Origin of the sequence: Lunatimonas salinarum, assembly GCF_017811155.1 — a bacterium.
Classification (GTDB): Bacteria; Bacteroidota; Bacteroidia; order Cytophagales; family Cyclobacteriaceae; genus Lunatimonas; species Lunatimonas salinarum.
On sequence record NZ_JACVCV010000027.1, the window covers coordinates 1 to 24,906 of the forward strand.

Genomic DNA, 24,906 nt, shown 5'->3' on the forward strand with positions numbered 1-24,906 from the left:
TCACAACTCAAAAACATTCCGGTTCAGAGGGGTCAGCATGCTCCGGAATATCCAGAAGCTGCAAGGGGATTAGAGCAACTTAAGATTGACCAGTATGGGTTGAAAAATTTAGATAATATCATAAACAGTATAAGTACGAAAAATCCCAAATTGGCTGAATATTACCGGGAAGCAATAAAGTATCTAAAAGAATTACAATAGTATGGCAAAAAGACTAAAACACGGGGATATTATCCAAATTCCTTTACCGAAGAACCTTGGTTTTGCCTACGGAAGATACCTTGATCTTGAGGAGTTATTTCCTCCGCCAGAACCACCTCGATTATCTGATTTGATTAAGATATTTAATTATAAAACCCCTACCAATGAATATAATCTTAAAGAGATGGAAAGTAGCGGATATCTTATGCAGTCGCTACTGGTAAGTGGTCTACCGCCGACAATAAAAAAAGGTATTTGGCATATTCTAGATGAAAAAGCTTTTTCGGAAGACAATCGGATCCCTCATTTCAGCCGACATGAGGATTGGATTTCAGATGATATCAATGAAAATTGGTATTATTGCATAGATGCCAATTCACAAAAAAAAGTCAAATCCACTTATGAAGACGTAAAGCACCTTTCGAGATTGGCAGCTGATGGCACTGGAATTATCGAATTGAAGATAGCAATGACCTTTTTAATCCAGGAAGGAAAAAGAATTGAGGACTACTTTGATTTGGATGAATATTATGAGAAAGCCACCTTTGAGGCAGTAAAAGCTACCCCACCTTATTATCTCTTACCGAAAGAAATAAGAGATAAGGCCTTGAATTCGCAATAACTTTGATAATCCTGGTATGGACTATAAAAATCTTAGAATATTAATTGACGTTGGTCATAAAGTTAATGAGAATGATCTGAATTTGCGTTACACTTTGGCGGATACAATTGAAGCAAGAGGGATTGGGTATGTTTGGGATGAAGGAATGGGAGAAAATTATATTGAAATTAATGTGGAGCTGGATTCCATAGCAGGTAAAGTGGAAGAGGTAGAATCAATTTTACAATCCTTAGGTTTTTCAAGTACTTATAAAATCATTATCGGGGATTTAGAAAATTGACTAATCCTCTACACCATGCTATTGCTAATTTCCCTAAAAGTCGAATTACTTTTTAATGTCATTTGTAATGGCTTCCATATTAGCTTTTTAGCAAACAAAACATGTTGGTTTTTGACCGGGAGTACAAGCTTATAAATTCCAGCTTCAAGCAGATCGGGAAGGAAGCCGCCGAAGATGGAACGGATATCAGCCACCAATACCTAAATATCGGCCCGATGACGATATCAGAACCGGGATATGTGTATATTTATCCCCTTGGCCGCCATGGTTCCTGGCCTTAGCCACTACCATTTTGGGTTCAACAACCCCGTACGCTAAAGTGGTGACCCGATGGAATTGAGGGGAGATGATGCTGGTATATGGGGTACGGGGAATACCTATGCGTCAAACTACTCCCAGAACCCGTTTGACCTTATGCCAAAGGCTGGCGGATTTACCGGCCCGGGTTCGGGGAATCACTGGTCAGTATAATATCCCCCTTGGCAACCGAGAAATACAGACAGGACGACGTGGAAGAGTTGAAAAGGACGGTGTTGAAATGAAACCGAAAAATCCCCAAAAAACGTTAACTTTATGAGAACAATACTTTTTAGAGGAATGGACATAAAAGCAGAAAAACTATACCTGATAGAACAGCTGGCAAGACTGGAAGATATTGAGATAATACAGCAGATCAAAGATTTATTAAGTTCCCAGAAAGAACCAATAGCCGGTTATAAACCGGACGGTAGCCCCATTACTAGGTCAGAATTGATAGCCAGGGCAAGGGACTCAAATAAGGCCATCAAGGAAGGAAAGCTGACCAGTATTGAGGATCTGGAAAAAGAATCGGAAAACTGGTAAGCGGGATGAATGTTTTAATCACCGAGCCCTCTAAAGAATCATTGAAAGAAATTTGCTAACGCTAGAGAAGTTTGAAGTTCGATTCTTATGCTGTAAAGGTAAGAAAAATAATACTTGGAAAAGCCAAGAGTTTATCAGACAATCCGGAAAGAGCTTTTTTCACTGTAAAACACTTACAAGGAATCGATATATCAGATCATATCGAAGCGGGAATGATTAGACAAATTCAGCTGAAAGAATAAATGCAAATGCTTTACAAGGGCCTGGATCAGAGATTTCAATTGGAGCTTTATTATACTCCTATACCTTTGGATGAGATGGTTTTTTAACCAATCAAAATTCGTTAAACCCACTATTATTTAGGTCTAGTTCACATTCAGTAGGTAGACGTATCAAGGACAGATGCCTCAACTTACACATGGACATTTGAACCAGTGAAAATTCTCAATATATCAAACTAAAAATGGATGGCTTATGATTGCAAAAGATATAGAGATCAAAGTAAAAGGTACGTTACTAATTTTACTAATTATAGCGATTTTATCAATATTACCGAGAGAGGATCGTAAAATCCAATCAAATGAATGCAGATGGAGTAACAACATGAAATCTGAAGCTTTTGACGGGATCATAATAAGAAAGTTTGATGATGCCCAAAATCACTATATGCCAACATTGTTGATAGATCAAGGACAAAGAAATGTTAAGATGGTGCTACAAAATGAAATAAGCGGTTTTTACAGTTCGGTTCAAATAGGAGATTTAATACGAAAGAAACCCAATACCTTGTCAGTAGAGATAATTAGAAACAATTGGAACGTTATCATTATCTTGGATTATGGCTGTCTGGAGGAGTGAGATTTTTGCTATGGAATCAATTATTCAATGTAATTGGTGTAAAAAAATCAATGATAGCGATTGGACGAGGCACTTAGTGAGACTTTCAATCAAACTGGTATAGAATGCTCTACACCCTTCTATTCCTAACTATCTTTGCTTTCGTAATCCCTTTTATGCCATTAAGACTGGCTTCCCTAATAGCTTTTTAGTAACCCGTTCAAACTAAGTACGCGGTTGTAGAAAACCCTAATTAGTCAGTCCTTTTCAATGGGTACTCTTTTACCAACCACTCCACCGGTATTTTCAACAATTGGCTGAATTTCCTAATCATAGTCAGCGAAAGGGATTGTTTGTAATTCAATACCTTGCTAATTGTGCCCCTGTCACCATAAATCTTAGCTAGCGTAGATGCATTATACCCAAATTCCTCCATGCGGATCTTGATCATTTCCACGGGATCCACTTCCGGTAAATCCCAGATGTTTTTTTCATATTCTGCAATCAAATGAACCAAAAGCATTTTCTCCCTGTGCAAATCCGACCCTTTCTCCGCATACTTAATTTTTTCATACCTCCTGGTGGCAGCTTCATAATCAGCTTCTGTTTCCAGCAGGAACCATTTTTTTTCAGTTTCCTGTATCATCTTATCTATTAGGTTTTAAATGGTGGTAGCATCTATATTTACCCTTCAGCAGCAGAAAACGGCCGTGAAAGGCCTAACCACGGGATCCAAATCACGAAACCAGGGAAACAGTACCGTGTGGATCAACAGCGTGACCTATTAGGACAACTACTACCAGCCTCAATGATTCTGATATTCTTCAGGTATTCAAGTTATAGAGGGATATGATAGAGGGATTGGTCTTTGGTCAGGTTATCGGGCTGTCCTTTGTCGTATATATGCACCAGGTATACTTCCAGATCCTCAGTCACCAGAAAGGTGATTACTCTTGCACTACCGGATTTTCCCTTGCCTTTGGAAGAAATGGCCATCCGAATTTTGTGAATGCCGTGACCTAGATCAATTCCTGTAGTTGGATTTTCTGCGAGTATGCCAATAAGCTGCCGCAGGTCAGCTTTAATTGAAGGATATTTTTTGAGAAGCTTTTTACAGAGCTTCTTGAAATCAGGGGTTGGGATTCATTATAGCTCATTGAGAAAATCGCTGGCCGATTGCTTCGGGAGTTTGCCTTCCTGCATAAGCTTCACCTGATCAAGGCTGCTTTGCAGTTCTTCCAGGGCCTTTTCCTCCGCATCCTCCACCTTCACATAGTCCAGGGCTTTGATGAACTCCAGGAAGGCTTCGAACTTACTGTCTGCGACGGAAAGTGTGAGCTGTTTCATAGGACGAGCAATTTTTTCGGCTTTAAAATCTTCGAGGAATCTTTTGTGTAAGCAAATGCACCTGATTTTTTTCTGATCAACGGTTTATCCCCTCCGAAACCTTTGACTGTATGTATTTTAACGTAATAATAACAAACTCAGTTAACAAACAAAAATAGGTGAATAAAGGGTCAAAACCAACGCCCATTGCTTTGGCGAGCTGGTCTTTGAGGACAGTGTGCTGACAGAAATCCGCCACGAATATGGCCGGGTGCTGGCAGATGCGGGCTACCGCTACCAATATTACCTTACCGACCATATCGGAAACACCCGGGTGGTACTTCAGGAAGATCCTGCAAACTTCACCGTATCGGCCACCTTTGAGCCGGACAACCTCGAAACGGAATCCATGCAGAGGCAGCCTACGAGGATGGGTCTAACAGGGAGCATGAACGATTATATCAGGAGGTAGTAGCGGATGAGCCGGGATATTTCTATATTTACTTATCCAATGACGGCACGGAAGGTGGCGAAGCCTACTTCGATGATTTCTCCACTGCATATGATCATTCTATTCGCAAACCAAAAAGGAGCACCATTCAAGATCTGCTGGATGAATTTTCGGTAGCGGAACTTATGGAAAGGCTGATCGTCCTACAGAAAATTGACAAAAGCCACTGGGTGCGCCCGGAAACTACACCCAGCTGTTAGTTGTTTGACACCAGATTAACTCAGACATTGTCGAAGACTATATTTATCATACGAAACTAGGTATCGCTAAAAATATTCCCGTTCAGTTTGGATTTTTCGTAAGCTTCGTGCAGAAAGGAAGCCAGCAACGCTGAAAAAAACAAACTTGTCTTAAGTATAAAACTGATGAGTACTAAGGCGAACCGCCACTCCTGTTCAGTTCCAACCAATCGCACATTTCCAAAAAGATTGGATCCTGTTTTGACACACTCGAATAAAATAATCGATAATCCAACATATTTTAAGTACTTAAAATATTTGTGGGATATGATTCTCTCCATGACAATAGCGTTAATTACAGTAATTAGCATAACCTTCAAGACCTTCCCCGATACCGTTTAAAATTCCCCCTGCGGTACAGCCAATTTACAAAAGAATCCATGAACATCATGTTATCTAACAAAATTTGTTTCTCATATTGGGCATGTCTGCCCGTCGCACTTCTAGCATAGCGGTGTTCAACCTTGCTGTATATCCTCTAACGGTATTGAAAGAGGCTGGAGTGAAAGGCCTATTCCTATGATCCAGCTTATGTGAAATTCCATCTATAAGCAGAGGCTGAGAAATCTAATTCCCTCTAAAATCGTTATATTTGGAAAGCCATAAACGTAGAAAGAATGGAAACGATTGCAGCAAGAAAGTATGCAATTATCGAGAAGGTAATGCACCTGAATGAAGAAGAGCTCACTGAATTAGAAACCTCCTTGATCAAATTCACCGAGCATCCGGCAAGTATTGATCAATACAATCAGGAATCAAAGAAAGCTAGCCCGCAAGTGCTGACAACGTCAAAGTCGCCATTTAATTTTTAGTACGTAACTTGCCAAAGCAGCCGGAAAGGTATCCATTGGACAGGTTTAAGCAAGACAACCCTGACAACTACAGGGCATTTGAAAAGTTTTCGTATCGAATCGCATACCGCTATACCGACAAAGAAATAATCATACTCAGGTTTAGGCACGTGAAGCAGGAGCCTAAGCCATTTTAAGCCTACCCCCATCCCCCGACCGGGTCTAGAATCGGCTAAACCCGCATATTCCAAAGCTCATTTAAAGTCAAAATCCGTTTTTTACAATTACAATGGATTGTTAACCAGTATTTTAGAAAGAAATAACCTGCTAATTCGACCCCTCCGGATACACGGAAAATACGCAGAGGAAAACCTCTTCAAACTTAATGCAGGATCCTACCTCACCCAATCCGCAAAAGACCGCATGGTAGATGGCCTAAGTGAACTGGCCGGAAGCCTCCAACGCTCCGGCTCCGGCAACCCCATAGCCATCCTAAACCTAGCCAATATCCTAGCCAGTGACTTACAGAACAAAGAAGCTCCCGAAGCGTATCTGATTTATGCATTGTATGACACAGATAGCAACCGATACGAAGTTGAGGACCGAGCGTTAAGAAACAGTCCGGTGGACTGTTTTAGCGAGGGGCCAGGCTGCGGGCTGCGTTTTAACCAAAAACGCCGCCAACCAACACGAAGTTTTGCAAGAAAACCTGTACATTTCGGAAGACGGATACTTGGAAACCTTCGTGGTCAACGAAACCCCGGAGGACGTATGGTTCGATGACTTTATGGTGATGAGCACCACCTCTCCCATAATGCAGGAGACGCATTATGATCCCTGGGGGTTGGAGCTGACAGGGATTGGGTTTCAGTATGGCAATATAAAGGCGAATAAGTACCTCTATCAGGGCAAAGAGCTAATGGATGACCATAATCTTAACCTGTATGACTTCCATGCACGAGGTTATGACCCCGTTATAGGTAGGACTTGGCAGTTGGATCCCCATGCCGATAAATACCCTTCCATATCCCCTCACAGCTGGGTAGCGAATAATCCGATATTGATGATAGATCCTGACGGGAAGGATTTTTTAATCTGGTACACTGATGACAAGGGAAAGAAGCAGAACTTCAGGTTTAACGGCACGAATGCTGATGGTGCCCCCAAAAACGAGTTCGTCCAGCAGTTCCTGAGCGCTTACAATTACAACGTTGAAAACGGTGGTGGAGAGAAAATGCAGGCGATCGCTGGAAACAGTAAATTGTCCGTTGGGGTTACAATTTCAGAGGAAGGCTCATTTTTAAGTTCAGGATATATTTATTGGAACCCGACCGCAGGTGCAGAATACGAAAACGGGACGGTAGTTTCTCCTGCTACTGTACTGGAACATGAATCGGATCATGCTTTAGAAAGGCATACAAATTATAGTGATTTTAATGACCGCCGAAGGACTCCTGATGCCCAATATGAAAACAAAGAAGAGCGGCGGGTAATAACTGGTTCCGAGCAGAGAACAGCGAGAGCTAATAAGGAAATTTCCGCTACGGGAGTAACAAGGACCTCATATTCTGGAGATCAGGTTGTAACAGGGGGGCCTACTTCCAATAAAATAAACAGGCCAGCTACCTATAATCATTATCAAAAATTGAAACAGAAAGGGTACAATGTGGACAGACAACTTAAGAAATATGGACCAAATAGATAAACTGGTATTCACATGCTTGATTTTGGTACTGGTATCTTGCCACTCGCCAAATGAAAAAATAAAAAAGGTGATTATAAAATACTTGCCTGAAGAAACTACGGTAATGATACCGGTGACTTGTGATAATTTGGATTACATTGCTTCCGTATTGCTCCGAACCAAAACAATTACGGATAGGGCCTTTTTAGAACATCTGAACAAAGAGGTTAATAAACTGAAACCTGAACGGCAGGAAAAGTCCATAGACATAAGAATTAAACTTCTGATAGAATATGAAAGCAGGTCAGATACCTTATGCCTTGGGGAGTTTTTCGACACTATATTGAACGGTGAGTTGATGGAAGACAACCCCAAGTTACTGAATCTTATAAAGTCGGAGATATATTAGATATTTAAAAGCAAGAAGCCCGGACATCACCGGGCTTCTTGCTTACAGTGCTGCAATGTTTTTCTGGAGGTAGTCTTTAAACCGTTTTTTGGAGACGAAAGTCTCAATAAGCTTCAGGAGGATGGATTTTTCCTCTTCGTCGAGTTCGTTGATCAGCTGGAGCTGTTCGAGTGCGGCCTTGTCGTTGAGGGACACTGCATTGGGCACCCCGTTTTTTTCATCGAAGTAGATCACCTCATCCACCGACATGCCAAACCCTTTTGCGACCAGTACAAGGGCATCGACGGGGATCTCCTGCTGGTTGTTTTCCATCTTGGAGTATCCGGTCCTGTGTGTATGGATTAGGTCAGCCATCTGCTGCTGGGTATATCCCCCCACTAGGTGCAGAATGCTCTACACCCTTTTATTTCTAACTTCTTTTGAAGTAGAATTCCTTTAATACCATTTGCAATGGCTTTCTAAAGATCTTTTTAGTAAACAAAAGTCCGCAATTTTGACTTTCATCGGGCTTAGAATTTTATACCACCGCCATCTTCTACGACGAAAAAGCCCGGGTAATACAAACACTTTCCCAGCACCAGCTTGGCGGTACGGAGAGGATCTCGACGGTCTACAACTTTGAGGACCAGCCCGAACGTTCACTGACTTCCAGGACATCCCCGGCAGTTCCGGATATACTGCGTATCTACAGTTACAACGTAGCCGGGCAGCTGGCGTCCATCTCCCACAAAATTGGTGCGCAGCTCCCCGTGACGTTGGTATCTTATACCTACAATGATCTGGGACAGCAGATTGCCAAAACCTTCCCTACCATTGCTTCTGCAAACCAAACCTATGCCTACAATATCCGGGGCTGGCTGAAAACCCTTGGCAGTGCCCATTCCGAGGTTTTCAAGCAGACCCTCTACTATGAAAGTGGCGCCACAACCAACCGCTGGAACGGAAACATCTCCCGAATCGACTGGAGCGGGATGACCGGTGCAGGAAAAACACGTACCTATAACTATACCTACGATAACCCCAACCGACTGACGGCTGCCACCTATACCGCTTCGGGAGAAGCAAACTGGTTCACCGTAAACGGAATGACCTATGATGCCAATGGAAACATTAACAAACTGGTCCGGCGAAACCAGATGACCGCATCCACCTACGGTGAAGTGGATAACCTGACCTACACCTATCAGACCAACAGCAACCGACTGGCACAAGTTGAAGATTCGCATGACGCACTTTCATATACATCCAAAGACTTCAAAGAACGGAGTGCCACAGCATATTCCTACGATGTAAACGGTAATCTATCCGGTAACCTGGACAAACAGATCAGCTCCATCAGCTATAACCATCTGAATCTCCCAGATACCGTTACCTTTACTGGCACCTTAGGTAAGATAGTGTTTGGATACGATGCAGAGGGAAAAAAACTGACGCAGAAATTATTTACCCATACAACCCTTACCAAAACCCAAACCTATATCGGTGAGGCAGTGTATGAAAATGGGACGCTGGATTACCTCATGCACGAGGAGGGCCGGGTGGTCTATGAAGGAACAACCTACCAATACGAGTACAACGTAAAAGACCACCTGGGCAATGTCCGGCAGGTACTTCGGGATCCTTCCTCACAGAGCTTTATGGCAACGATGGAGACCGGCCTTGCGGATGAGGAAGAGGCTGCCTTTAGCCAGCTTTCCGAATCCCGGCAGCTCGGGCCCGAACATAATGTAACGGAAGGTGGTAACCAGGTGGCTTGGCTAAATGTCGACCGCGGACGCATGGTGGGCCCCGGCAGGACGCAGCCCGTCTATGCGGGTGACAGCGTAGCGCTTCGTGTACACGGGAAGTACGCCGAGCCGACCGTCGCCAAGCTAAATACCGGCAGCTACCTCACCCAATCCGCAAAAGACCGCATGGTAGATGGCCTAAGTGAACTGGCCGGAAGCCTCCAACGCTCCGGCTCCGGCAACCCCATAGCCATCCTAAACCTAGCCAATATCCTAGCCAGTGACTTACAGAACAAAGAAGCTCCCGAAGCGTATCTGATTTATGCATTGTATGACACAGATAGCAACCGATACGAAGTTGAGGACCGAGCGTTAAGAAACAGTCCGGTGGACTGTTTTAGCGAGGGGCCAGGCTGCGGGCTGCGTTTTAACCAAAAACGCCGCCAACCAACACGAAGTTTTGCAAGAAAACCTGTACATTTCGGAAGACGGATACTTGGAAACCTTCGTTATCAACGAAACCCCGGAGGACGTATGGCCTGTCTACCGACAGGTAGATTCGATGACTTTATGGTAATGAGTACCACCTCTCCTATTATGCAGGAGACGCATGGAGCCTGTCCCGATAGCGCAGCGTATCGGGAATCCATGGGGGTTGGAGCTTATAGGTCTAGGATTTCAAGCAAGTGGTATGAAGGCAAATAAGTACTATACTGACTTAAGGGTTTGTTTTCCGTCCAACTCATAAGGTTGTATTAAAAGCTCAACAGATAAGCCAAGTTTGGAAGAAAGCGCCCGGATCATCTCAATGGTTAACGCTCTCTTTCTGTTTAGTATCTGGCTCACCGAGGTCTTATTGCCTATTATTGGCACCAGGTCTTTGTCCTTTAAAGAAAGATCCCTCATACGTTCTTTTATCGCATCAATGGGGTCAGGCAGCTCAATGGGGTAATATTCCCTCTCATACTTCCCGATCAGGGTGACCAGTACCTCCAGCTCTTCGGCCTCTGGGGTGTTGGGCTCAGCCAAGAAGATATCCTGGACTCTTTTCATCGCCCGAATATACTGCTCCTCATTTTTTATTACTTCGACAGTTATCATACAATCTCTACTTACAAGTTTATTACGACTAGTACAGGTTTACCGTGGTGGCATCCACTTTATCATATTCGGCATGGGTCCCTATGAAGCATATCCTCACAACCTGGAAATGATAATTTATGGCCACTATTAGCCGATGCTTATTTCCTGAAATGTTGAACACTACCCTGCTGTTTTTGATCGGGTCGGCATCATTAAAATCATCTACCACGTCCTATGGCTTTTCCCAATTCGCACCTTTAGCAACATCCATCCATCTCAGCAAGCTCTTTTTTGAATCTGGCCGTTTCTCATAGTACTCCCGAATAGTTTTAATAGCTATGATATTCTTCATCTATCATCCATAGGGTAACCTAAATCTATGGATAAAGTTTGCGTATTGCAAACTAAACGTAGATAACACGATGTAAATTCACAGAAGTCACTTTAAATTTTTCGATCTGGGCGTAGAATCGGCTACACCCTCCTATTCCCAGCCTCCTTTGCTTTCGCATCCCTATTATGCCATTTGTAATGCCTTACTAAATGACCTTTTGAAAACAAATGTTTGCAATTTTGACCTCAGTCTGCCTTAGTTTTGAAAAGGCAGGCTAACATTACATCCGTTAACAAATTAGGATCCTTTTGTTTAATTTGTGATTTCGATGTGGATACCCTTTTTTTTAGCTATGGGAGACCACATGGCTTCAAACGCGGGAAATTTGCGGGATTAGGTGGTTCGATACCCGTGGATCATTGGTAATTCCGTCCATTTCCAATTGCAAATTGGAAACGATAGTAGGGTAGGAAATCCGGTTTACCAATTCCTGAAGTGAGGTGCTCGGTCAGTTCTTCCAGGAGTTGGAAGAGTTTTTTGAGCAAGGCCTTGTTGCCGGAATTTTTGTGGAATTTAATGTCTTTTATGGCCTGTCCGGAAAATTCAAGTTGGTAGGTCATTCAGTGCCAAGAAAACTTTTCAGGTCTTTCTTTTCAATCCTGGCAAAGTTTCCGTCTTGAAAATCCTGCTCGCTCTTTTCAATCTTGGCCACGAATTCAGGGTTGTTCGGGCTTTCTCTTGCCACCTCAAACTTGATTTTGAGGGCCTTGGCAAAAATACGGTAAAAAGATACATGAATAAATTCTGTTTTCCGGCTAAATCACGAAAATTGATAAAAAGCCCCCAACCGGGTGTAGAATCGGCTACACCCTCGTATTCCTAACCTCCGTTGCTTTGATCCTTATCGAACTGAAATGATTGAAATCGAGCCTGCCTAACGGAAAGGCAGGCATGACGTACCCGTCACACACTGAGATGCCCCGATAGCTATCGGGGTAACCATACGATCTGCCTGCCGGTGCTCATTTTGTTTATAAATCACAGCTGCCGTCAATTTCGCGTAACACCTTCCTAAATAACAGATGTTTGCTAATTTTGTAACAACCTGATGTTTGAATTCATCAACAAGGCCGAAACAAGAGCTGCATTTAGGGTACGCGCATTTAAAACCCTTACTATACCCGGAACGACAGTTGCAACGATCACAGCTTCTTTTCCAATCATCGGCCCTATACGATAGCTAGTCATAGTCCATGCATCAAACGATGATCCGACGAATACGAACCAACACATATTGCAGATTCCTTTGGGTGCTGATGGGAATATACCTTCTGAATATAAGTGTTGATCCGGCAGACCCAAATCCAAACTACATTCCCGAAGACCTGTCGTTTAATGACCAAGAAAGCATGGTAGAAATAGTCTTGGAAAAAATATTGGGATTTGAAGATGCCATCAGCGAATACGACGATCATGATACAGAAGACCACAACCAAAAGAAGCGTGTAAAAATTGACTTGGTGGTTCACTTCCACGATGCCAAACATCGACTGCATGATCGAGTCGAAGAAAGAAAAACATCCTACCCAAATCACGAAGCCCAATTGATTACAGGCTTCAAAGAAATAAAAAGCCCCCCACCCAAACGTTGATTTGATTGCACGATTCCAACGACCCTTTGAAGATAGACCAAAGGGCAATTCAGTATGCATTCAAAACAAACCAAAAATGAACATCAAAAAAATCTTGGTGCTAATCACCGTATTGGCACCTTCCCTCTATGCATTTGGCCAAATTACCAACGCCGAAAAAGACAGCTTGTATATTCAACAAATTGAAGATCAAAAAGAACCAGACAAGGTTTTACATGCCGAACCCTTATTCATCGACCTAATCCGTGATTTGGGAGCGCGAAAAGGCGAAAAAGAATGGAACATCGGCCTTGGGCTAACGGATAACCTGAGATTTGACTCCTATGAATCACTTATCGAATATGAATGGGCCCCTATTGACAGGTTAGGATTAGAAGTGGAACTGCCATTCACTTTTTATTTGCCCGTAGATGGTGCTTCAAGCGATTCGATTCCGTCCAATCAATTGAACAGTATCAAAATTGCGGCTCAGTGGTCATTTTTTGTCAGTGAACAGCTGGCAACATCCATGGCAATAGGATATATCAACGAATTTGAACTTTCGAATTTCAGCAATTTCGGAAATCCTTTTATCAAAGGCAATGTATACAATCCCTTCTTCGTAGTAGCCAAACGATGGGGCAATAACGTTCATTCACTGATTTATACAGGGCCCAAGATTGAGCAGGAGTTTGGTTCGAATAAATTTCACACTACTTATGATGTCAATACCAGCTTTCACTACATGATTTCAGGTACCAGAAATTTTATTGGAATGGAATTCAACAAGACAGTCGATCAGGGGAATTTCGATTTGACCATGCGGCCCCAAATGCGCCTGGGAATTGCTGAAAACTTGTTGATTGGAATCGTAGCCGGTATTCCGGTGAGTCGAAAAAATGAACGATTAAGTTCCTTTGTTCGGCTGATATGGGAACCGGGGCATCCATAAAACGGGCTATTTCTTTTGACCAGATTGCCCGATGTTCCTATAAACTAACCAACCCGCAAGTAGCGTAAACGTCTCCAAGGTCACTGGGACTTGCCTAAGCTCATCTATACCACGAGCCAAAACGCATTCAGACGAATCACTGCTAATGCCATCCTGCGTTAAAAAGTGATTGCACAGAAAGAGAAAAAGACGATCCCAATTTCAAAGAAGGACCATGAAGTGGAAGTTATTCGAGGATTTTCACGAAATCCTTGGGTGGGAAACGGGGGTTATTACTATATTGGAAGACCTAAAAATTTATCTGGAAATAACCATTTTTACCATATGCTGACCACAGAACAGAAAGATCAAATCACCCGCCAAGGAATGGACCTGAAGCTGGTGGAAGAACAAATCCAAAATTTCAAAGAAGGATTTCCTCCATTGGAAATCCATGCAGCAGCGGCTATTGGAGACGGCATACGGCTGCTGGATGAAGCTTCTCTAAAAACCTGCCTGGAAACTTACGAATCAACGTCAGGTCAAAAGAGGATCGTCAAATTTGTCCCTGCTAGTGGGGCTGCCAGCCGCATGTTCAAGGACCTGTTTTCGTACCTCGAAAAAGGAGGAAGCGACCTCTCCAAAGACGCTTTCACTGCCAAGTTTATACAACAACTGGCCGATTTTGCTTTTTATGAAGACCTTGAAAGCAGCCTTCAAACCACGGGTGACAGCATCGCCGCAGCCTTGGAGCAAAAAAACTATCCCTTGATTGTTGCACAACTATTAAATCCCGAAGGCCTGGATTACGGGTCACTGCCCAAAGGGTTGCTGAAATTTCACCGATATCCGGACGGAAGCCGTACCCCGGTAGAAGAGCATTTTGTCGAGGGGGCTGCCTATGCGTTAGGCGAAGGGAATACCGTAAGGCTACATTTCACGGTTTCTCCCGAACACCAGGAAAAGTTTGAGGAGCATGTAGCCGAAATCAAGCCCAAGATGGAAGCCAGGTTCGGTGCCAAATTTGACATCAGCTTTTCCCAACAAAAAAAATCCACCGATACCATTGCGGTAGATAAGGCCAATGCCCCTTTTGTAGAAGAAGATGGGGAGATATTGTTCCGTCCTGCGGGACACGGGGCATTACTTGAAAATCTAAACGACATCGATGCAGACCTGATCTTTATCAAAAATATCGATAATGTCGTTCCCGACCGCATCAAAGAACCCACCAACACCTACAAGAAGGCAATTGGGGGTGTTTTACTGGAGGCGCAGGAGGCTGTTTTTAAGGCATTGGAGGCAATGGACAGGGAGCTCACCGAAGACACGATTAATCAGGCTCGGTCCGTTTACACTGATAAGTTGGGTTCGAAGCTGCCTTCTGATTTTGAGTCTATGCCGCTATCCGAAAAGGCGGATTTTCTTCGATCCAAACTCAATCGCCCCATCCGTGTCTGCGGCATGGTGGAAAACACCGGAGAGCCAGGTGGTGGACCATTCTGGGTAAAAGATGCGGATGGATCTCTCTCCTTACAGATCGGAGAAACTGCCCAATTAGACCTTACCAATCCCACGCAAAAGGCGCTTTTTCAGCAGTCTTCCCACTTTAACCCCACAGACTTGGTCTGCGGAGTCAGGGATTACAAAGGCAACAAATTTGACCTGTTGGCTTTTCGGGATCCAAAAACAGGCTTTATTACCGAAAAATCAAAAAATGGCCGGGAACTGAAAGCCCAAGAGCTCCCTGGTCTTTGGAACGGCTCCATGGCCCATTGGAATTCGATTTTTGTCGAAGTCCCGCTAATCACCTTCAATCCTGTAAAAACCATCAACGACCTTTTGCGGGATGTCCATCAATAAACTACCCATGCGTATGAAAACGAAAAACCGGCCGGGGGTGATCAGCTATTTATCCGTCATCCTTTCGCTACTGCTACTACAGGGCATCGCCCAGGCACAAATCGGTGTAGGTGCCAAGGCCCCTAAAGGAGCCAAACAGCTTTTCGATGGATCGAAAAAATCACTTCACGGTAACTGGCAATACTGGGAAGGACCCCGCTTGGCCGCCGAACCACCTATTAAATGGGCCATCGTGAAAGATCCCGTGGACAAAGGAAAGGCCGTAAGTTCCAACGACCCCGCTGCGGCGGGGGGAAAATACGGGGCCGCAGATATCGTGAGCAAAGAGGAATTTAGGGATTTTCGCTTGCACGTGGAGTTTTTGATCGCAAACCCCGGTGGAAACAGCGGTGTATACCTACAGAATCGCTATGAAATTCAAATCTTGGATGGAGATAGTACCGACCATGGTATGGCCGCCATCATCAACGAACATGCGGCACCCTATCGGGCCTACAGCGGTATTGGAAAATGGAATGCCTACGATATCCAATTCAAGGCAGCGCGCTTTGACAGCAGCGGTAAGCTGACCGAAAAACCCCGAACCACGATCTATTTTAACGGCATCAAAATCCACGAAAATCAGTCCATACAGCAGGTGTGGGGAGGACCCAATTCCGGTATGGACGGAGGAAACGATGGTGGAAAGGGTATCACCGATCGCCCGGGGGGCATCAAGCTACAGGCGGAAGGACATGAAGTACTCTATCGAAATATTTGGATCCAACCGCTGGACCTTTCAGGATCCGGTACGGATTTCTAGTCAACGCAACTATCCACCCTTCCAGGTGCTCCAATTACACTTGGAAGGGCATTTTTTCATTCTGGTAGGCAGGCGATCCAATACGTTTGCCGATCGTCAAAGTAAGCCTTAATTTGTTGTTATTTTGATGAAATAGCGGTATGTTTAAGCAGTTTCAATGCGCCAAATCACCGCAAAGCATCCCATGATCAACCCCAGCCCAAAAAACCTAGCACTTTGGCCGGCATGTTTGCTGGCTTTGTACTTCTCCTGCCAATCGCCCTCAGAAAAAAACTACGACACAGCCTACGTAGAAGAAGCGCCAGACCCCATTTATGCCGAACATGTCCGTTCCTCTGGATTCCAAACACCCGAGCAGGAAATGGCCGATTTTATCCTTCCTCCCGGATTTGAGGTCACTCTTTTTGCCTCCGAACCGGACATCAGCAAACCCATCAATATGGCCTTTGACGACCGGGGGCGTCTTTGGGTTACACAGTCGGGAGAGTATCCAATTAAGGCGGGGCCCGGAGAGGGTACCGACCGGATCAGTATATTGGAGGACAGTAACGGAGACGGCACGGCCGACAAAATCACCCATTTTGCGGAAGATTTAAACATCCCCATCGGCATTATCCCCATAAAAGATGGAGCCATAGGGTACAGCATTCCGAATGTTTATCACTTTTACGATGCAGATGGAGACGGGAAATCCGAAAAAAGGGAAATATTGATCGCCGACTTCGAACACCGGGATACCCATGGGATGGTGAATAACCTGTTCCGTGGATTGGACGGCTGGATACATGCCTCCCATGGCTTTTCCAATATTTCTACCGTGGCGGGGTCTGACGGAGATTCCATTACCATGACCTCCGGCAATACATTTCGCTTCCGAATGGACGGAGGCAGGGTGGAAAAGACCACCGATGGCAGGATCAACCCCTTCGGATCAGATTTGGACGAATGGGGCTATCACTATTCTGCAGACTGCCATACACTTCCCATTTACCAGCTCATCTGGGGCGGCAACTATACCCAATGGGGCAAAAAAGATCCGAATATGGGGTTTGCTCCCACCATGATGGAATATGGACTTAACTCCACCGCATTATCCGGCTTGGTATATTACACCGATAATCAGTTTCCGGAAGAGTACCAACACAGCTTCTATTCCGGCGACGTGGTTACCTGCCGTATCAGCCGCAGTGTGATGGCGTTTATTGGCTCCACACCCTCTGCTACCCGCAAGCGGGACTTCTTGGTAAGCAAAGATCCTTGGTTTAGGCCGGTGGATATCAAAATCGGCCCGGACGGAGCCATGTACGTCGCGGATTTCTACAATCCCATCATCGGACACTACGAGGTACCATTGGACCATCCCGACCGTGACCGGAAAAGCGGCCGGATTTGGAAGATCACCTACAAGGGCAACGAACGCCCTACAAGGAACTGGCCCAAAGCACCTCTTCCAGAAATCCTGGAAGAACTGGGAAATCCAATCCTGCATACACGCCTGGCAGCAACCGACGCACTGATAGATTACCACGGAACAAAGGCCCTCAAAGAGCTGAACACCTTACTGCTTGACGTTACTATTGCTCCTCTGCATCGGATACAGGTATTATGGGCCATGCACCGACTTGGCACGCTCCAACCCGACGCAATGAAGGCTGCTTTATACCATCAGGAACCCATCGTACGGGTGCACGCTTACCGGATTTTCGCCAATTGGGATACCTGGAACGAAGAACAGCGAAGTTGGGCCCTGGATGGATTGGCCGACAAGAATCCCCATGTGCGCAGGGCAGCGGGTGAAGCAGTGAACCGGCATCCGCATACCGCTTTTTTCAAAGCCCTGGTACAGGCACATCAATCGGCCGATCCGGCGGATACGCATCTGGTATACACACTCAAGATGGCCCTTTTTACGCACATGCAGGATCCTATGATGATTCGATTGGCCGCGGAAGAAACCTGGCCTGAAGAACAGGCCGCGCTGCTGGCATTGGTCATTTCAGACATCAACAGCCCGGAGGCGGGCAGTTACCTTTTTGACCACCTCAAATACCAAAAGGTACCCGAACAACAGTGGCTGGGCTATGTGCGCAGCATATCCAGATCGATTCCGGAAAAGCAATTGCGCGAAGCCGTAGAATTTTCCATCGAAAAATCACGGGAAACCAACATCGAACCCCACAAATGGGCGCTCGCACTTCAGGACGGTATCCAACAGCGCGGGATGGACACGCCAAACTACCTGGTTTCGTGGATAAACGAACTAAGCAGTAAAACATTAGCCAACCTGGAAAGGGAACAGCGTGATTGGTCCTCTGATAAGGAAGAAACCTACCAATTCGCTGTCAGCGCATCGGGTCGGTACCGCTTTACTACCCATACCGAGGCATTGAAAATTCTGGCAAAATCACAGGAAGTATCCGAAAACCTACGGGGAGAAGCCGCGCTTGCATTGATCCGGGTTGCACCTGGTACGCACATGGCGTTTTTGTCGCAGCTCATGGAAGATTCCAACCAAAAAACCTCCTTCAGACAGCGACTTGCCAGTACCTTGGGACAGGTTTCGACGGCAGAGGCCAGGTCCCTATTGGCTGCCGGGCTGAAGGACTCCCCCATAGAACTGCAAACGACTATCGCCGCACAGCTGGCGCGAACCGCTGCGGGAAAATCCCTGCTAATCACTCATATCCGGCAAGGTCATGCGCCCGCTCGAATACTAAAGGCCAGAAACGTGGAAGAGGCTTTCCGAAATCAGGCCAATGCAGCCCAACAGGAAGCCTTTGAATCCCTTACAGCAAACCTTGCGCCCATTCGGATAGAAAAAGAAGCACTTATTTCAACGCGGATCGAGGCGTTTGTAAGCAGTGACCAAGCAATCCCTACTGGCAAACAGCTCTTTGAAGAAAACTGTGGTCTTTGCCACCAGATCAATAAGGAGGGCGGCATGATTGGTCCCCAATTGGATGGGGTAGGCAACTGGGGCATTCAGGCGCTGGCAACGAAAATACTGGACCCAAACCGAAATATTTCCGAAAACTTCCGAACCTATAATTTTCGACTGACCAATGGAGAAGTCAAATCCGGTCTTTTCCGCAGGGAAGAAGGCCAGGTCATAGTACTAGCAGATCAAAATGGAAAGGAATTCAGTATTCCCAAAAACGAAGTAAGCGAGCAAACAGCCTCTAACCTCACGCTAATGCCAGATACTTTTAGCGAATCCCTTGACCAAGAAAAATTCAACAGGCTGATGGCCTACCTTTTGAGTGTAAAATAAAGACCCGATACCCATGCAACGTCTCCATTTAAAAATAAACGGCAAAAACAACTTTCCTTTCCTTGTCTTGCTTATCTTTGTCGCAGCATATAGCGGCTGTGCGGACAAAGGTCCGCAGCCCGTTCCAGGTGATCAAGTATCATTCAAAAAGCATATCCTGCTCTCCGAATTCATCGCCGAAGGAGTAGCGGTGGGGGATGTGAACAACGATGGACTTATCGATGTCATGGCCGGACCGTATTGGTTTGAAGCACCGGATTGGAAAAAACACGAACTTACTCCCGTAAAGACGTTTTATTACGATAAGGGTTACAGCGATGCATTTATCAGTCACGGAATGGATGTCAACCACGACGGTTGGGTAGACTTTGTCCGGATCGGATTTCCCGGAAAAGAGGTTCAGTGGTTTGAAAATCCCAAAAATAAGACAGGACATTGGAAGGTGCATCTGATTACAGAGACCCTAGGCAATGAATCTGCCGGATTTTACGACATCGACGGTGACGGGCAAGTAGATTTGGTAGGTAGTATCCCGGAAACAGGAGAGATGGTTTGGTTTAAATCCCCTACTGATTCCAAGGATCCTAGCTGGAAAAAATTTACCATCAGTGAACCTAACAGTCCCGGAACTGCCCAATATGCCCATGGTTTGGGAGTGGGCGATATGAATCTGAACGGCAGACCGGACATCATCATCAAAGAGGGATGGTGGGAAGCCCCCGAGAACCCTACATCCGGCCCTTGGCCCTTTCATTCGGCAGCCCTGGGAGAAGCAAGCGCACAGATGTACGCTTTTGATGTAAACGGAAATGGATTGCAGGATGTTATTTCGACTTCTGCGCACCAACTGGGGATGTGGTGGCACGAGCAGATTACCGGTGATCAGGGAAACGTGCAATGGGTTACCCACGATATAGACGATTCATTTACGCAGACCCATGGCTTGGAACTGGTAGACATCAATAACGACGGACATCTCGATTTGGTCACCGGGAAGCGGTATTTTGCCCATATGGGTGCTGACCCAGGCGAATTTGATACGCCCTACGTCTATTGGTACGAATTTCAGCCTGGCGAAACTCCCCGCTGGATAGGGCATGAGGTGGATAACGACTCCGGGGTAGGGGTACATGTGGTCACCCAAGACATTACCGGAGATAGTTTAATAGACATCATCGTAGCGAACAAAAAGGGCGTTTTTGTATTTGAGCAACAACGCCAACCAACTAAATAATCAATTAAAATCTATTATGAAAAAGTTAATGAAGCCATTTTTTTACCTAACAATCTCTGCCGTTATGGGATTGACCATTTCCTGCAAAGAGACCGGCAAAACATCGGACGGGCAGGAATTTACCTACCTCAAAAAAGGCACCCAAAAACCCGCAGAGGGTGAATTCATACTCTACAACCTAGAGGTACTTACCGGAAAGGACAGTGTCTTTATCTCAACCGCTGACCAAGGAATGCCCGGCTACCTGAGATATTCGGATTCCATTCCTGTAAACAATTTCATGGATGAAATATTCTTGGGTCTACAAAAAGGCGACAGCATCCTGGTAGAAGCTAGTGCTGCTAAAGTCTTCGAAGATAATGTTCCTCCATTTTTGACTTCTGAGGAAACCATCAAAATTCGAATTGGCGCTTTTGACGTAATGGACGAAGAAAATATCATGGCCTTCTTTAATGAAATGCAGCAAAAGGCCATGGATGCAGAAAACGCAAACGCAGCGGATCGACTGGTACTGGAAGCTGAAACGATCGCACAGTATGTTAAGGACAACAACTTGGACGCTACCAAGACCGAATCCGGTCTTTATTATGTCATCGAAAAAAGAGGCTCGGGACCTGAAATCGAAGAAGGTGATCAGGCTTCGGTTCACTACGCTGGCTACTTACTCGATGGGAAGCTTTTTGACACAAGCATTAAAGAGATAGCCATGGCTAATAACACATACAACGAGCAAAGGGATCAAGCAGGAGGATATAGCCCCTTTGACCTACAAGTTGGAGTAGGTCAGGTTATTCCGGGTTGGGACGAAGGTCTTAGCCTGCTTCGAGAAGGAGACAAAGCCAAACTGATCATTCCGTCTCCCCTTGCCTATGGTTCACGGGGTGCAGGTGCCGATATCCCCGGAAACTCCATCTTGGTCTTTGACGTGGAAATCATGGACGTAGCCAAATAAGGCAACGTACTTCACGAACATTCAAATCCCCGTCCATTTGCGTCGGGGATTTTTTTTGTGCCCGACCTAGGGCGCTTCTGCGCCGAGGTATTCCTGCAGCGCGTACATCAGATCCGCACCAAACGCACGGGCACCCTCAGCAGTCACCACCTGTCCATGGTTCAGGGCATAAGGAAACTCCAGCGTGGTGGCCATTTTTAGTCCCTTTCCCTGAAATCCCGCTGCCCACTGCCCAAAAGAAGCCCCCTGATCGTAATTAGCGCCGGTATTCCAGGCCACGCCAAAAGGCATAAACCCCTCTTTACGGGTAAACTTCATGGGACCACGGTAAGTTGCGGCTAGCATATCCACCAACCGCTCCTGTTCTTTGGAAATTGCCGGATTTGCGTTCCCTACAAAATAAATCCATTCGTTATTTTCACCTTTGATCCAGGGATTATGAAGATCAATACCCACCCAGGGCACCTCTCCTACCCACTCCGGTACCTGCTGCCGTAGGGAACGGGTACTTGCATAAATACTCTCTCCCGAATAATCCCGGTTATGATCCCTGGGAATCCGGTTTTTTCCCTGATCTCCCTCCTCTACACCGTCTTTATCCAAAAATGGGATAAACCAAAAAGAAACCTGTTCGGCGAGTGCCTTCATCCTCGGATTGTCACTCAAGAGGGCGGCCAACATACCTTCCATGACATAATTGCCCATCATCTCACAGGCGTGGGCACGGGCGGTGACCAACACTTTGTAACGCGGCTGGGATTCGGCCGTCTGGACCACAATTTTTTCGACGGTTCTACCCCCCTCCGAGACACACAATTCATCCACCCTAATCCTGGAGTCGGCGGAGAAATCGTTCAAAAAACGAAACAAATGCCGTTCGGTATAGGGCATCCCCATGCTAAAGCGGACCGCCTGATCGGCCTGTTCAAAAGTAAAAGAAAACAAACTTTCACTGTGATGGTCTTTTCGGTCTATCCATTTCCAAGTATCCCCACCGTCCAGGGAATAGGCAGCCCCCATGGTCGTTAATAGACTGCCTTTGGTGGCTTTGAAAAACCAGGTCTGTGGAGCAGACGAAATGGCGCGGAAATTCCAGTAGAACCAATCTCCGGAGGTATCGCGTAAGTCCGATGTGAAATACACCGTATCGGCAGACACCCCTACAAGTGTTACATTTCCTGCCGGAAAATGATCATCTACCTGCACCGTTGCTGCGGTTTCCGGTGGTGGGTGGAGTCCGCTAGACAGGGTTGAAGAAGCCGTCCCCTGACCATGGGATACATATGCGGCTAGAAATAAAGCTGGCCCTACAAGCATCCAACGACAATCCCAAGCACTTCTCATAGCTATCTAAAATTAAAACGATTTATCGCACGGGAATAAAAAACCCGTAGACTACCCTGTCTTTTCCCCTTATGCACCAAACTGCCGGAGATGATGATCCAAGTGTTTGTATACAACCAACCCCCATTCCCTGGTATTCAATGGCCCAAAAAAGGGATGGGGGCTGTAAAGGGGCTTGCGGACATGGGGAAATTTCCTGAGTATGGAAATAAATCTTCGCTTTTCTTCGTCAAAAAGCGCTTGTTTGACCTGACCCTTCATGTCATATCGCTTGGGGCCTCTCACATTTCTGGGAAACCTAGGCAGTAGGTACAGGCTAAACCACTTGACAATCCGTTGCCCTAAGGTAGCAGGCCGAATGGTTCCCTCCCAGTTCAGGATTTGCTCGTTGGTTAAGTTGCAGTGACGCAGCATTTCGGTAGGCGTCATGGAACCCCAAAGGGGTATTGAAGTCCCTTTCAGTTTCTCAACCCGTTCAATCAGCCGGTCAGCACTTTCTTTATGGAGAACGGATTTTCGCATACTTCTAACTCAAAACAGCTTTAACCACATGGCCGTGTACATCGGTCAAGCGGAAATCCCGCCCTCCAAAATGATAGGTCAAATGAAAATGATCCACGCCCAACAGATGCAGAATCGTAGCGTGCAAGTCGTGGATGCTTACGGGGTTTTCCACTACCCGGTAGCCATAATCGTCTGTTTGTCCATATATGGTACCCCCTTTGATACCCGCACCGGCCATCCACATGCTAAAGGCAGAAGGGTTGTGATCTCTTCCATCGCTACCCTGTGCAAAGGGAGTGCGCCCAAACTCACCCGACCAGACCACCAAGGTTTCCTCCAGCAGACCCCTGGATTTCAGATCTTTAAGCAACCCGGCAATGGGTTGGTCCACTGCATGGGCATTGCGCTCGTGTCCATCCTTAAGGTTGGAGTGCTGATCCCAACGGTCTACGCCCCTACCTACCATGGGACAGGTGAGCTCTACAAATCTAACGCCACGCTCTACCAACCTTCGCGCCATAAGGCATTGTGCGCCATAGTTTCGGGTGTTTGGATCATCAGAAAACAATCCATACAATTTTTTGGTAGCGTTCGTTTCCGACTGAAACTCGGTTAATTCAGGTACCGAAGACTGCATTCGGTAAGCAAGCTCATAATTGGAAATAGCGGCCTCTACCGCATCTGCTGCACCTACAGCCCCTAAACGGGACTGATCTAGCTCACGAATAAAATCCAACTTCTCACGCTGAGGACGTCCTTCCGCATCGTAGGGATTGATATTGGCTACCGGCTCCCCGCCCGCTTTCATAATAGAAGCTTGGTAATCTGCCGGTAAAAACCCGTTCTTGAAGTTATCTACCCCTCCTGGAGGAATCAGTCCCCCATCCAAGACTACATATCCAGGAAGGTTGCTGTTTTCACTTCCTAAGCCATAATTGATCCAAGCGCCCATACTGGGCCTACCTTGCAAGCCGCTTCCGGTATGCAAAAAATAGTTTGCATTGGTATGTTCCGGGAAATTGGAAACCATCGAACGGATCAGGGCCAAGTCATCGGCACAGGAAGCGATGTGCGGAAATAACTCACTTACAGGCATACCGCACTCACCGTACTGCTTGAATTTCCACGGACTCATCAGGATCTTACCATTATCGTTAAACTGGGTGGCATCGACCTTAAATTTGGGGTCTTGGCCATTCTCCTTTTCCAAGCGTGGCTTGGGATCAAAGGAATCAACCTGAGAAACTCCCCCGTCCATGTACAAAAAAATGACATTTTTGGCTTTGGGTACAAAATGAGGCGTTTTGGCCAACTGCTCCAGGACATCCTTGGGCGATGCCGGCCGGCTATTGGGCTTACAGGCAGACGCCATTCCTCCCAGCATGCCCATAAAGGCAAGGGAACCAAACCCACATCGGCATACTTCCAACATCTCCCTGCGGCTAAGGGGTCGGTTTAATCGGTGGTGAAGGGGCTGCTTTTGCATA

Annotated in this window: 31 protein-coding genes and 1 pseudogene; 21 read left to right on the forward strand and 11 right to left on the reverse strand. The window is 45.8% G+C overall.

Features of this window, described 5'->3' with window-relative positions; all coding sequences use genetic code 11:
* The 7 genes and pseudogenes from IAQ59_RS20565 to IAQ59_RS20595 form a co-directional block, all read left to right on the forward strand.
* Positions 1 to 201, forward strand: a pseudogene (locus IAQ59_RS20565) (hypothetical protein); the annotation flags it as partial.
* Position 202: 1 nt separating this feature from the next.
* Complete coding sequence (locus IAQ59_RS20570; RefSeq protein ID WP_209332745.1) at positions 203 to 823, forward strand: Imm26 family immunity protein; 621 nt, start codon at positions 203 to 205, stop codon at positions 821 to 823.
* Positions 824 to 839: 16 nt separating this feature from the next.
* Entirely contained in the window at positions 840 to 1,103 is a 264-nt protein-coding gene (locus IAQ59_RS20575) for a hypothetical protein (RefSeq protein ID WP_209332746.1), read from the forward strand.
* 101 nt (positions 1,104 to 1,204) lie between these two features.
* Positions 1,205 to 1,384, forward strand: a complete 180-nt coding sequence (locus tag IAQ59_RS20580; protein WP_209332747.1) for a hypothetical protein — start codon at positions 1,205 to 1,207, stop codon at positions 1,382 to 1,384.
* Between the two features lie 49 nt (positions 1,385 to 1,433).
* Positions 1,434 to 1,574 (forward strand): hypothetical protein, encoded by a 141-nt coding sequence (locus tag IAQ59_RS20585; protein ID WP_209332748.1) that lies wholly within the window; start codon positions 1,434 to 1,436, stop codon positions 1,572 to 1,574.
* A 102-nt stretch (positions 1,575 to 1,676) separates the two neighbouring features.
* Complete coding sequence (locus IAQ59_RS20590; RefSeq protein WP_245189748.1) at positions 1,677 to 1,946, forward strand: hypothetical protein; 270 nt, start codon at positions 1,677 to 1,679, stop codon at positions 1,944 to 1,946.
* A 474-nt stretch (positions 1,947 to 2,420) separates the two neighbouring features.
* Complete coding sequence (locus IAQ59_RS20595) at positions 2,421 to 2,804, forward strand: hypothetical protein (protein ID WP_209332749.1); 384 nt, start codon at positions 2,421 to 2,423, stop codon at positions 2,802 to 2,804.
* Positions 2,805 to 3,036: 232 nt separating this feature from the next.
* Here IAQ59_RS20595 and IAQ59_RS20600 read toward each other — a convergent pair whose 3' ends face one another.
* The 3 genes from IAQ59_RS20600 to IAQ59_RS20610 form a co-directional block, all read right to left on the reverse strand.
* On the reverse strand, positions 3,037 to 3,429 hold the full coding sequence (locus IAQ59_RS20600) for a helix-turn-helix domain-containing protein (RefSeq protein ID WP_209332750.1): 393 nt from the start codon (positions 3,427 to 3,429) through the stop codon (positions 3,037 to 3,039).
* A gap of 191 nt (positions 3,430 to 3,620) precedes the next feature.
* Positions 3,621 to 3,779: a hypothetical protein gene (locus IAQ59_RS22420; RefSeq protein WP_245189749.1), complete on the reverse strand. Its 159-nt coding sequence runs from the start codon at positions 3,777 to 3,779 to the stop codon at positions 3,621 to 3,623.
* Between the two features lie 150 nt (positions 3,780 to 3,929).
* Positions 3,930 to 4,130: a hypothetical protein gene (locus IAQ59_RS20610; protein WP_209332751.1), complete on the reverse strand. Its 201-nt coding sequence runs from the start codon at positions 4,128 to 4,130 to the stop codon at positions 3,930 to 3,932.
* 217 nt (positions 4,131 to 4,347) lie between these two features.
* Between IAQ59_RS20610 and IAQ59_RS20615 the strand changes: the two genes are divergently transcribed.
* From IAQ59_RS20615 to IAQ59_RS20640, 6 genes are all read left to right on the forward strand, one after another.
* Entirely contained in the window at positions 4,348 to 4,581 is a 234-nt protein-coding gene (locus tag IAQ59_RS20615; RefSeq protein ID WP_245189750.1) for a hypothetical protein, read from the forward strand.
* A gap of 895 nt (positions 4,582 to 5,476) precedes the next feature.
* Positions 5,477 to 5,671: a hypothetical protein gene (locus IAQ59_RS20620; RefSeq protein ID WP_209332752.1), complete on the forward strand. Its 195-nt coding sequence runs from the start codon at positions 5,477 to 5,479 to the stop codon at positions 5,669 to 5,671.
* 8 nt (positions 5,672 to 5,679) lie between these two features.
* Positions 5,680 to 5,847 (forward strand): type II toxin-antitoxin system RelE/ParE family toxin, encoded by a 168-nt coding sequence (locus tag IAQ59_RS20625; RefSeq protein WP_209332753.1) that lies wholly within the window; start codon positions 5,680 to 5,682, stop codon positions 5,845 to 5,847.
* Between the two features lie 97 nt (positions 5,848 to 5,944).
* Positions 5,945 to 6,433 carry a hypothetical protein gene (locus IAQ59_RS20630; protein WP_209332754.1) on the forward strand — a complete coding sequence of 163 codons (489 nt, stop codon included), beginning with the start codon at positions 5,945 to 5,947 and terminating at the stop codon, positions 6,431 to 6,433.
* On the forward strand, positions 6,348 to 7,355 hold the full coding sequence (locus tag IAQ59_RS20635) for an RHS repeat-associated core domain-containing protein (RefSeq protein WP_209332755.1): 1,008 nt from the start codon (positions 6,348 to 6,350) through the stop codon (positions 7,353 to 7,355). The genes IAQ59_RS20630 and IAQ59_RS20635 overlap by 86 nt, the downstream gene beginning before the upstream one ends.
* Positions 7,339 to 7,743: a hypothetical protein gene (locus IAQ59_RS20640; protein WP_209332756.1), complete on the forward strand. Its 405-nt coding sequence runs from the start codon at positions 7,339 to 7,341 to the stop codon at positions 7,741 to 7,743. Before IAQ59_RS20635 ends, IAQ59_RS20640 begins: the two co-directional genes overlap by 17 nt.
* 42 nt (positions 7,744 to 7,785) lie before the next feature.
* Here IAQ59_RS20640 and IAQ59_RS20645 read toward each other — a convergent pair whose 3' ends face one another.
* Positions 7,786 to 8,121: a helix-turn-helix domain-containing protein gene (locus tag IAQ59_RS20645; RefSeq protein ID WP_342450734.1), complete on the reverse strand. Its 336-nt coding sequence runs from the start codon at positions 8,119 to 8,121 to the stop codon at positions 7,786 to 7,788.
* 371 nt (positions 8,122 to 8,492) lie between these two features.
* Here IAQ59_RS20645 and IAQ59_RS22425 point away from each other — a divergent pair, with 371 nt between their 5' ends.
* Positions 8,493 to 10,175, forward strand: coding sequence for a hypothetical protein (locus IAQ59_RS22425; RefSeq protein WP_245189751.1), 1,683 nt, complete (start codon positions 8,493 to 8,495; stop codon positions 10,173 to 10,175).
* Positions 10,176 to 10,178: 3 nt separating this feature from the next.
* On the opposite strand, the gene IAQ59_RS20655 is transcribed toward IAQ59_RS22425, so the two are convergent.
* The 4 genes from IAQ59_RS20655 to IAQ59_RS22545 form a co-directional block, all read right to left on the reverse strand.
* Entirely contained in the window at positions 10,179 to 10,571 is a 393-nt protein-coding gene (locus tag IAQ59_RS20655) for a helix-turn-helix domain-containing protein (protein WP_209332758.1), read from the reverse strand.
* A 28-nt stretch (positions 10,572 to 10,599) separates the two neighbouring features.
* Positions 10,600 to 10,782, reverse strand: a complete 183-nt coding sequence (locus tag IAQ59_RS22430) for a type II toxin-antitoxin system HigB family toxin (protein ID WP_342450735.1) — start codon at positions 10,780 to 10,782, stop codon at positions 10,600 to 10,602.
* 521 nt (positions 10,783 to 11,303) lie between these two features.
* Positions 11,304 to 11,507 carry a hypothetical protein gene (locus tag IAQ59_RS20665; RefSeq protein ID WP_209332759.1) on the reverse strand — a complete coding sequence of 68 codons (204 nt, stop codon included), beginning with the start codon at positions 11,505 to 11,507 and terminating at the stop codon, positions 11,304 to 11,306.
* Positions 11,504 to 11,686 carry a DUF2683 family protein gene (locus IAQ59_RS22545; protein ID WP_342450736.1) on the reverse strand — a complete coding sequence of 61 codons (183 nt, stop codon included), beginning with the start codon at positions 11,684 to 11,686 and terminating at the stop codon, positions 11,504 to 11,506. The genes IAQ59_RS20665 and IAQ59_RS22545 overlap by 4 nt, the downstream gene beginning before the upstream one ends.
* A 466-nt stretch (positions 11,687 to 12,152) precedes the next feature.
* Here IAQ59_RS22545 and IAQ59_RS20670 point away from each other — a divergent pair, with 466 nt between their 5' ends.
* From IAQ59_RS20670 to IAQ59_RS20700, 7 genes are all read left to right on the forward strand, one after another.
* Positions 12,153 to 12,539, forward strand: a complete 387-nt coding sequence (locus IAQ59_RS20670) for a hypothetical protein (RefSeq protein ID WP_245189752.1) — start codon at positions 12,153 to 12,155, stop codon at positions 12,537 to 12,539.
* 76 nt (positions 12,540 to 12,615) lie between these two features.
* Positions 12,616 to 13,470 (forward strand): HAEPLYID family protein, encoded by an 855-nt coding sequence (locus IAQ59_RS20675; RefSeq protein ID WP_209332760.1) that lies wholly within the window; start codon positions 12,616 to 12,618, stop codon positions 13,468 to 13,470.
* A 324-nt stretch (positions 13,471 to 13,794) separates the two neighbouring features.
* A complete protein-coding gene (locus tag IAQ59_RS20680) occupies positions 13,795 to 15,312 on the forward strand; it encodes a DUF4301 family protein (RefSeq protein ID WP_209332761.1) in 1,518 nt (505 codons plus the stop codon).
* Positions 15,313 to 15,325: 13 nt separating this feature from the next.
* Positions 15,326 to 16,114: a 3-keto-disaccharide hydrolase gene (locus IAQ59_RS20685; RefSeq protein ID WP_209332762.1), complete on the forward strand. Its 789-nt coding sequence runs from the start codon at positions 15,326 to 15,328 to the stop codon at positions 16,112 to 16,114.
* Positions 16,115 to 16,271: 157 nt separating this feature from the next.
* On the forward strand, positions 16,272 to 19,385 hold the full coding sequence (locus tag IAQ59_RS20690; RefSeq protein WP_245189753.1) for a PVC-type heme-binding CxxCH protein: 3,114 nt from the start codon (positions 16,272 to 16,274) through the stop codon (positions 19,383 to 19,385).
* Between the two features lie 13 nt (positions 19,386 to 19,398).
* Positions 19,399 to 20,619, forward strand: coding sequence for an FG-GAP repeat domain-containing protein (locus tag IAQ59_RS20695; protein ID WP_209332763.1), 1,221 nt, complete (start codon positions 19,399 to 19,401; stop codon positions 20,617 to 20,619).
* A gap of 16 nt (positions 20,620 to 20,635) precedes the next feature.
* The gene (locus tag IAQ59_RS20700) at positions 20,636 to 21,571 is read left to right on the forward strand and encodes an FKBP-type peptidyl-prolyl cis-trans isomerase (RefSeq protein ID WP_209332764.1); all 936 of its coding nucleotides are present in this window, start codon (positions 20,636 to 20,638) and stop codon (positions 21,569 to 21,571) included.
* A 66-nt stretch (positions 21,572 to 21,637) separates the two neighbouring features.
* Here the strand turns inward: IAQ59_RS20700 and IAQ59_RS20705 are convergent, their stop codons facing one another.
* From IAQ59_RS20705 to IAQ59_RS20715, 3 genes are all read right to left on the reverse strand, one after another.
* Positions 21,638 to 22,915, reverse strand: coding sequence for a M14 family zinc carboxypeptidase (locus IAQ59_RS20705; protein WP_245189754.1), 1,278 nt, complete (start codon positions 22,913 to 22,915; stop codon positions 21,638 to 21,640).
* A 69-nt stretch (positions 22,916 to 22,984) separates the two neighbouring features.
* Positions 22,985 to 23,437, reverse strand: a complete 453-nt coding sequence (locus tag IAQ59_RS20710) for a DUF1569 domain-containing protein (protein WP_209332765.1) — start codon at positions 23,435 to 23,437, stop codon at positions 22,985 to 22,987.
* A gap of 4 nt (positions 23,438 to 23,441) precedes the next feature.
* Positions 23,442 to 24,905 (reverse strand): DUF1501 domain-containing protein, encoded by a 1,464-nt coding sequence (locus IAQ59_RS20715; protein WP_245189755.1) that lies wholly within the window; start codon positions 24,903 to 24,905, stop codon positions 23,442 to 23,444.
* Between the last annotated feature and the right edge of the window lies 1 nt (position 24,906).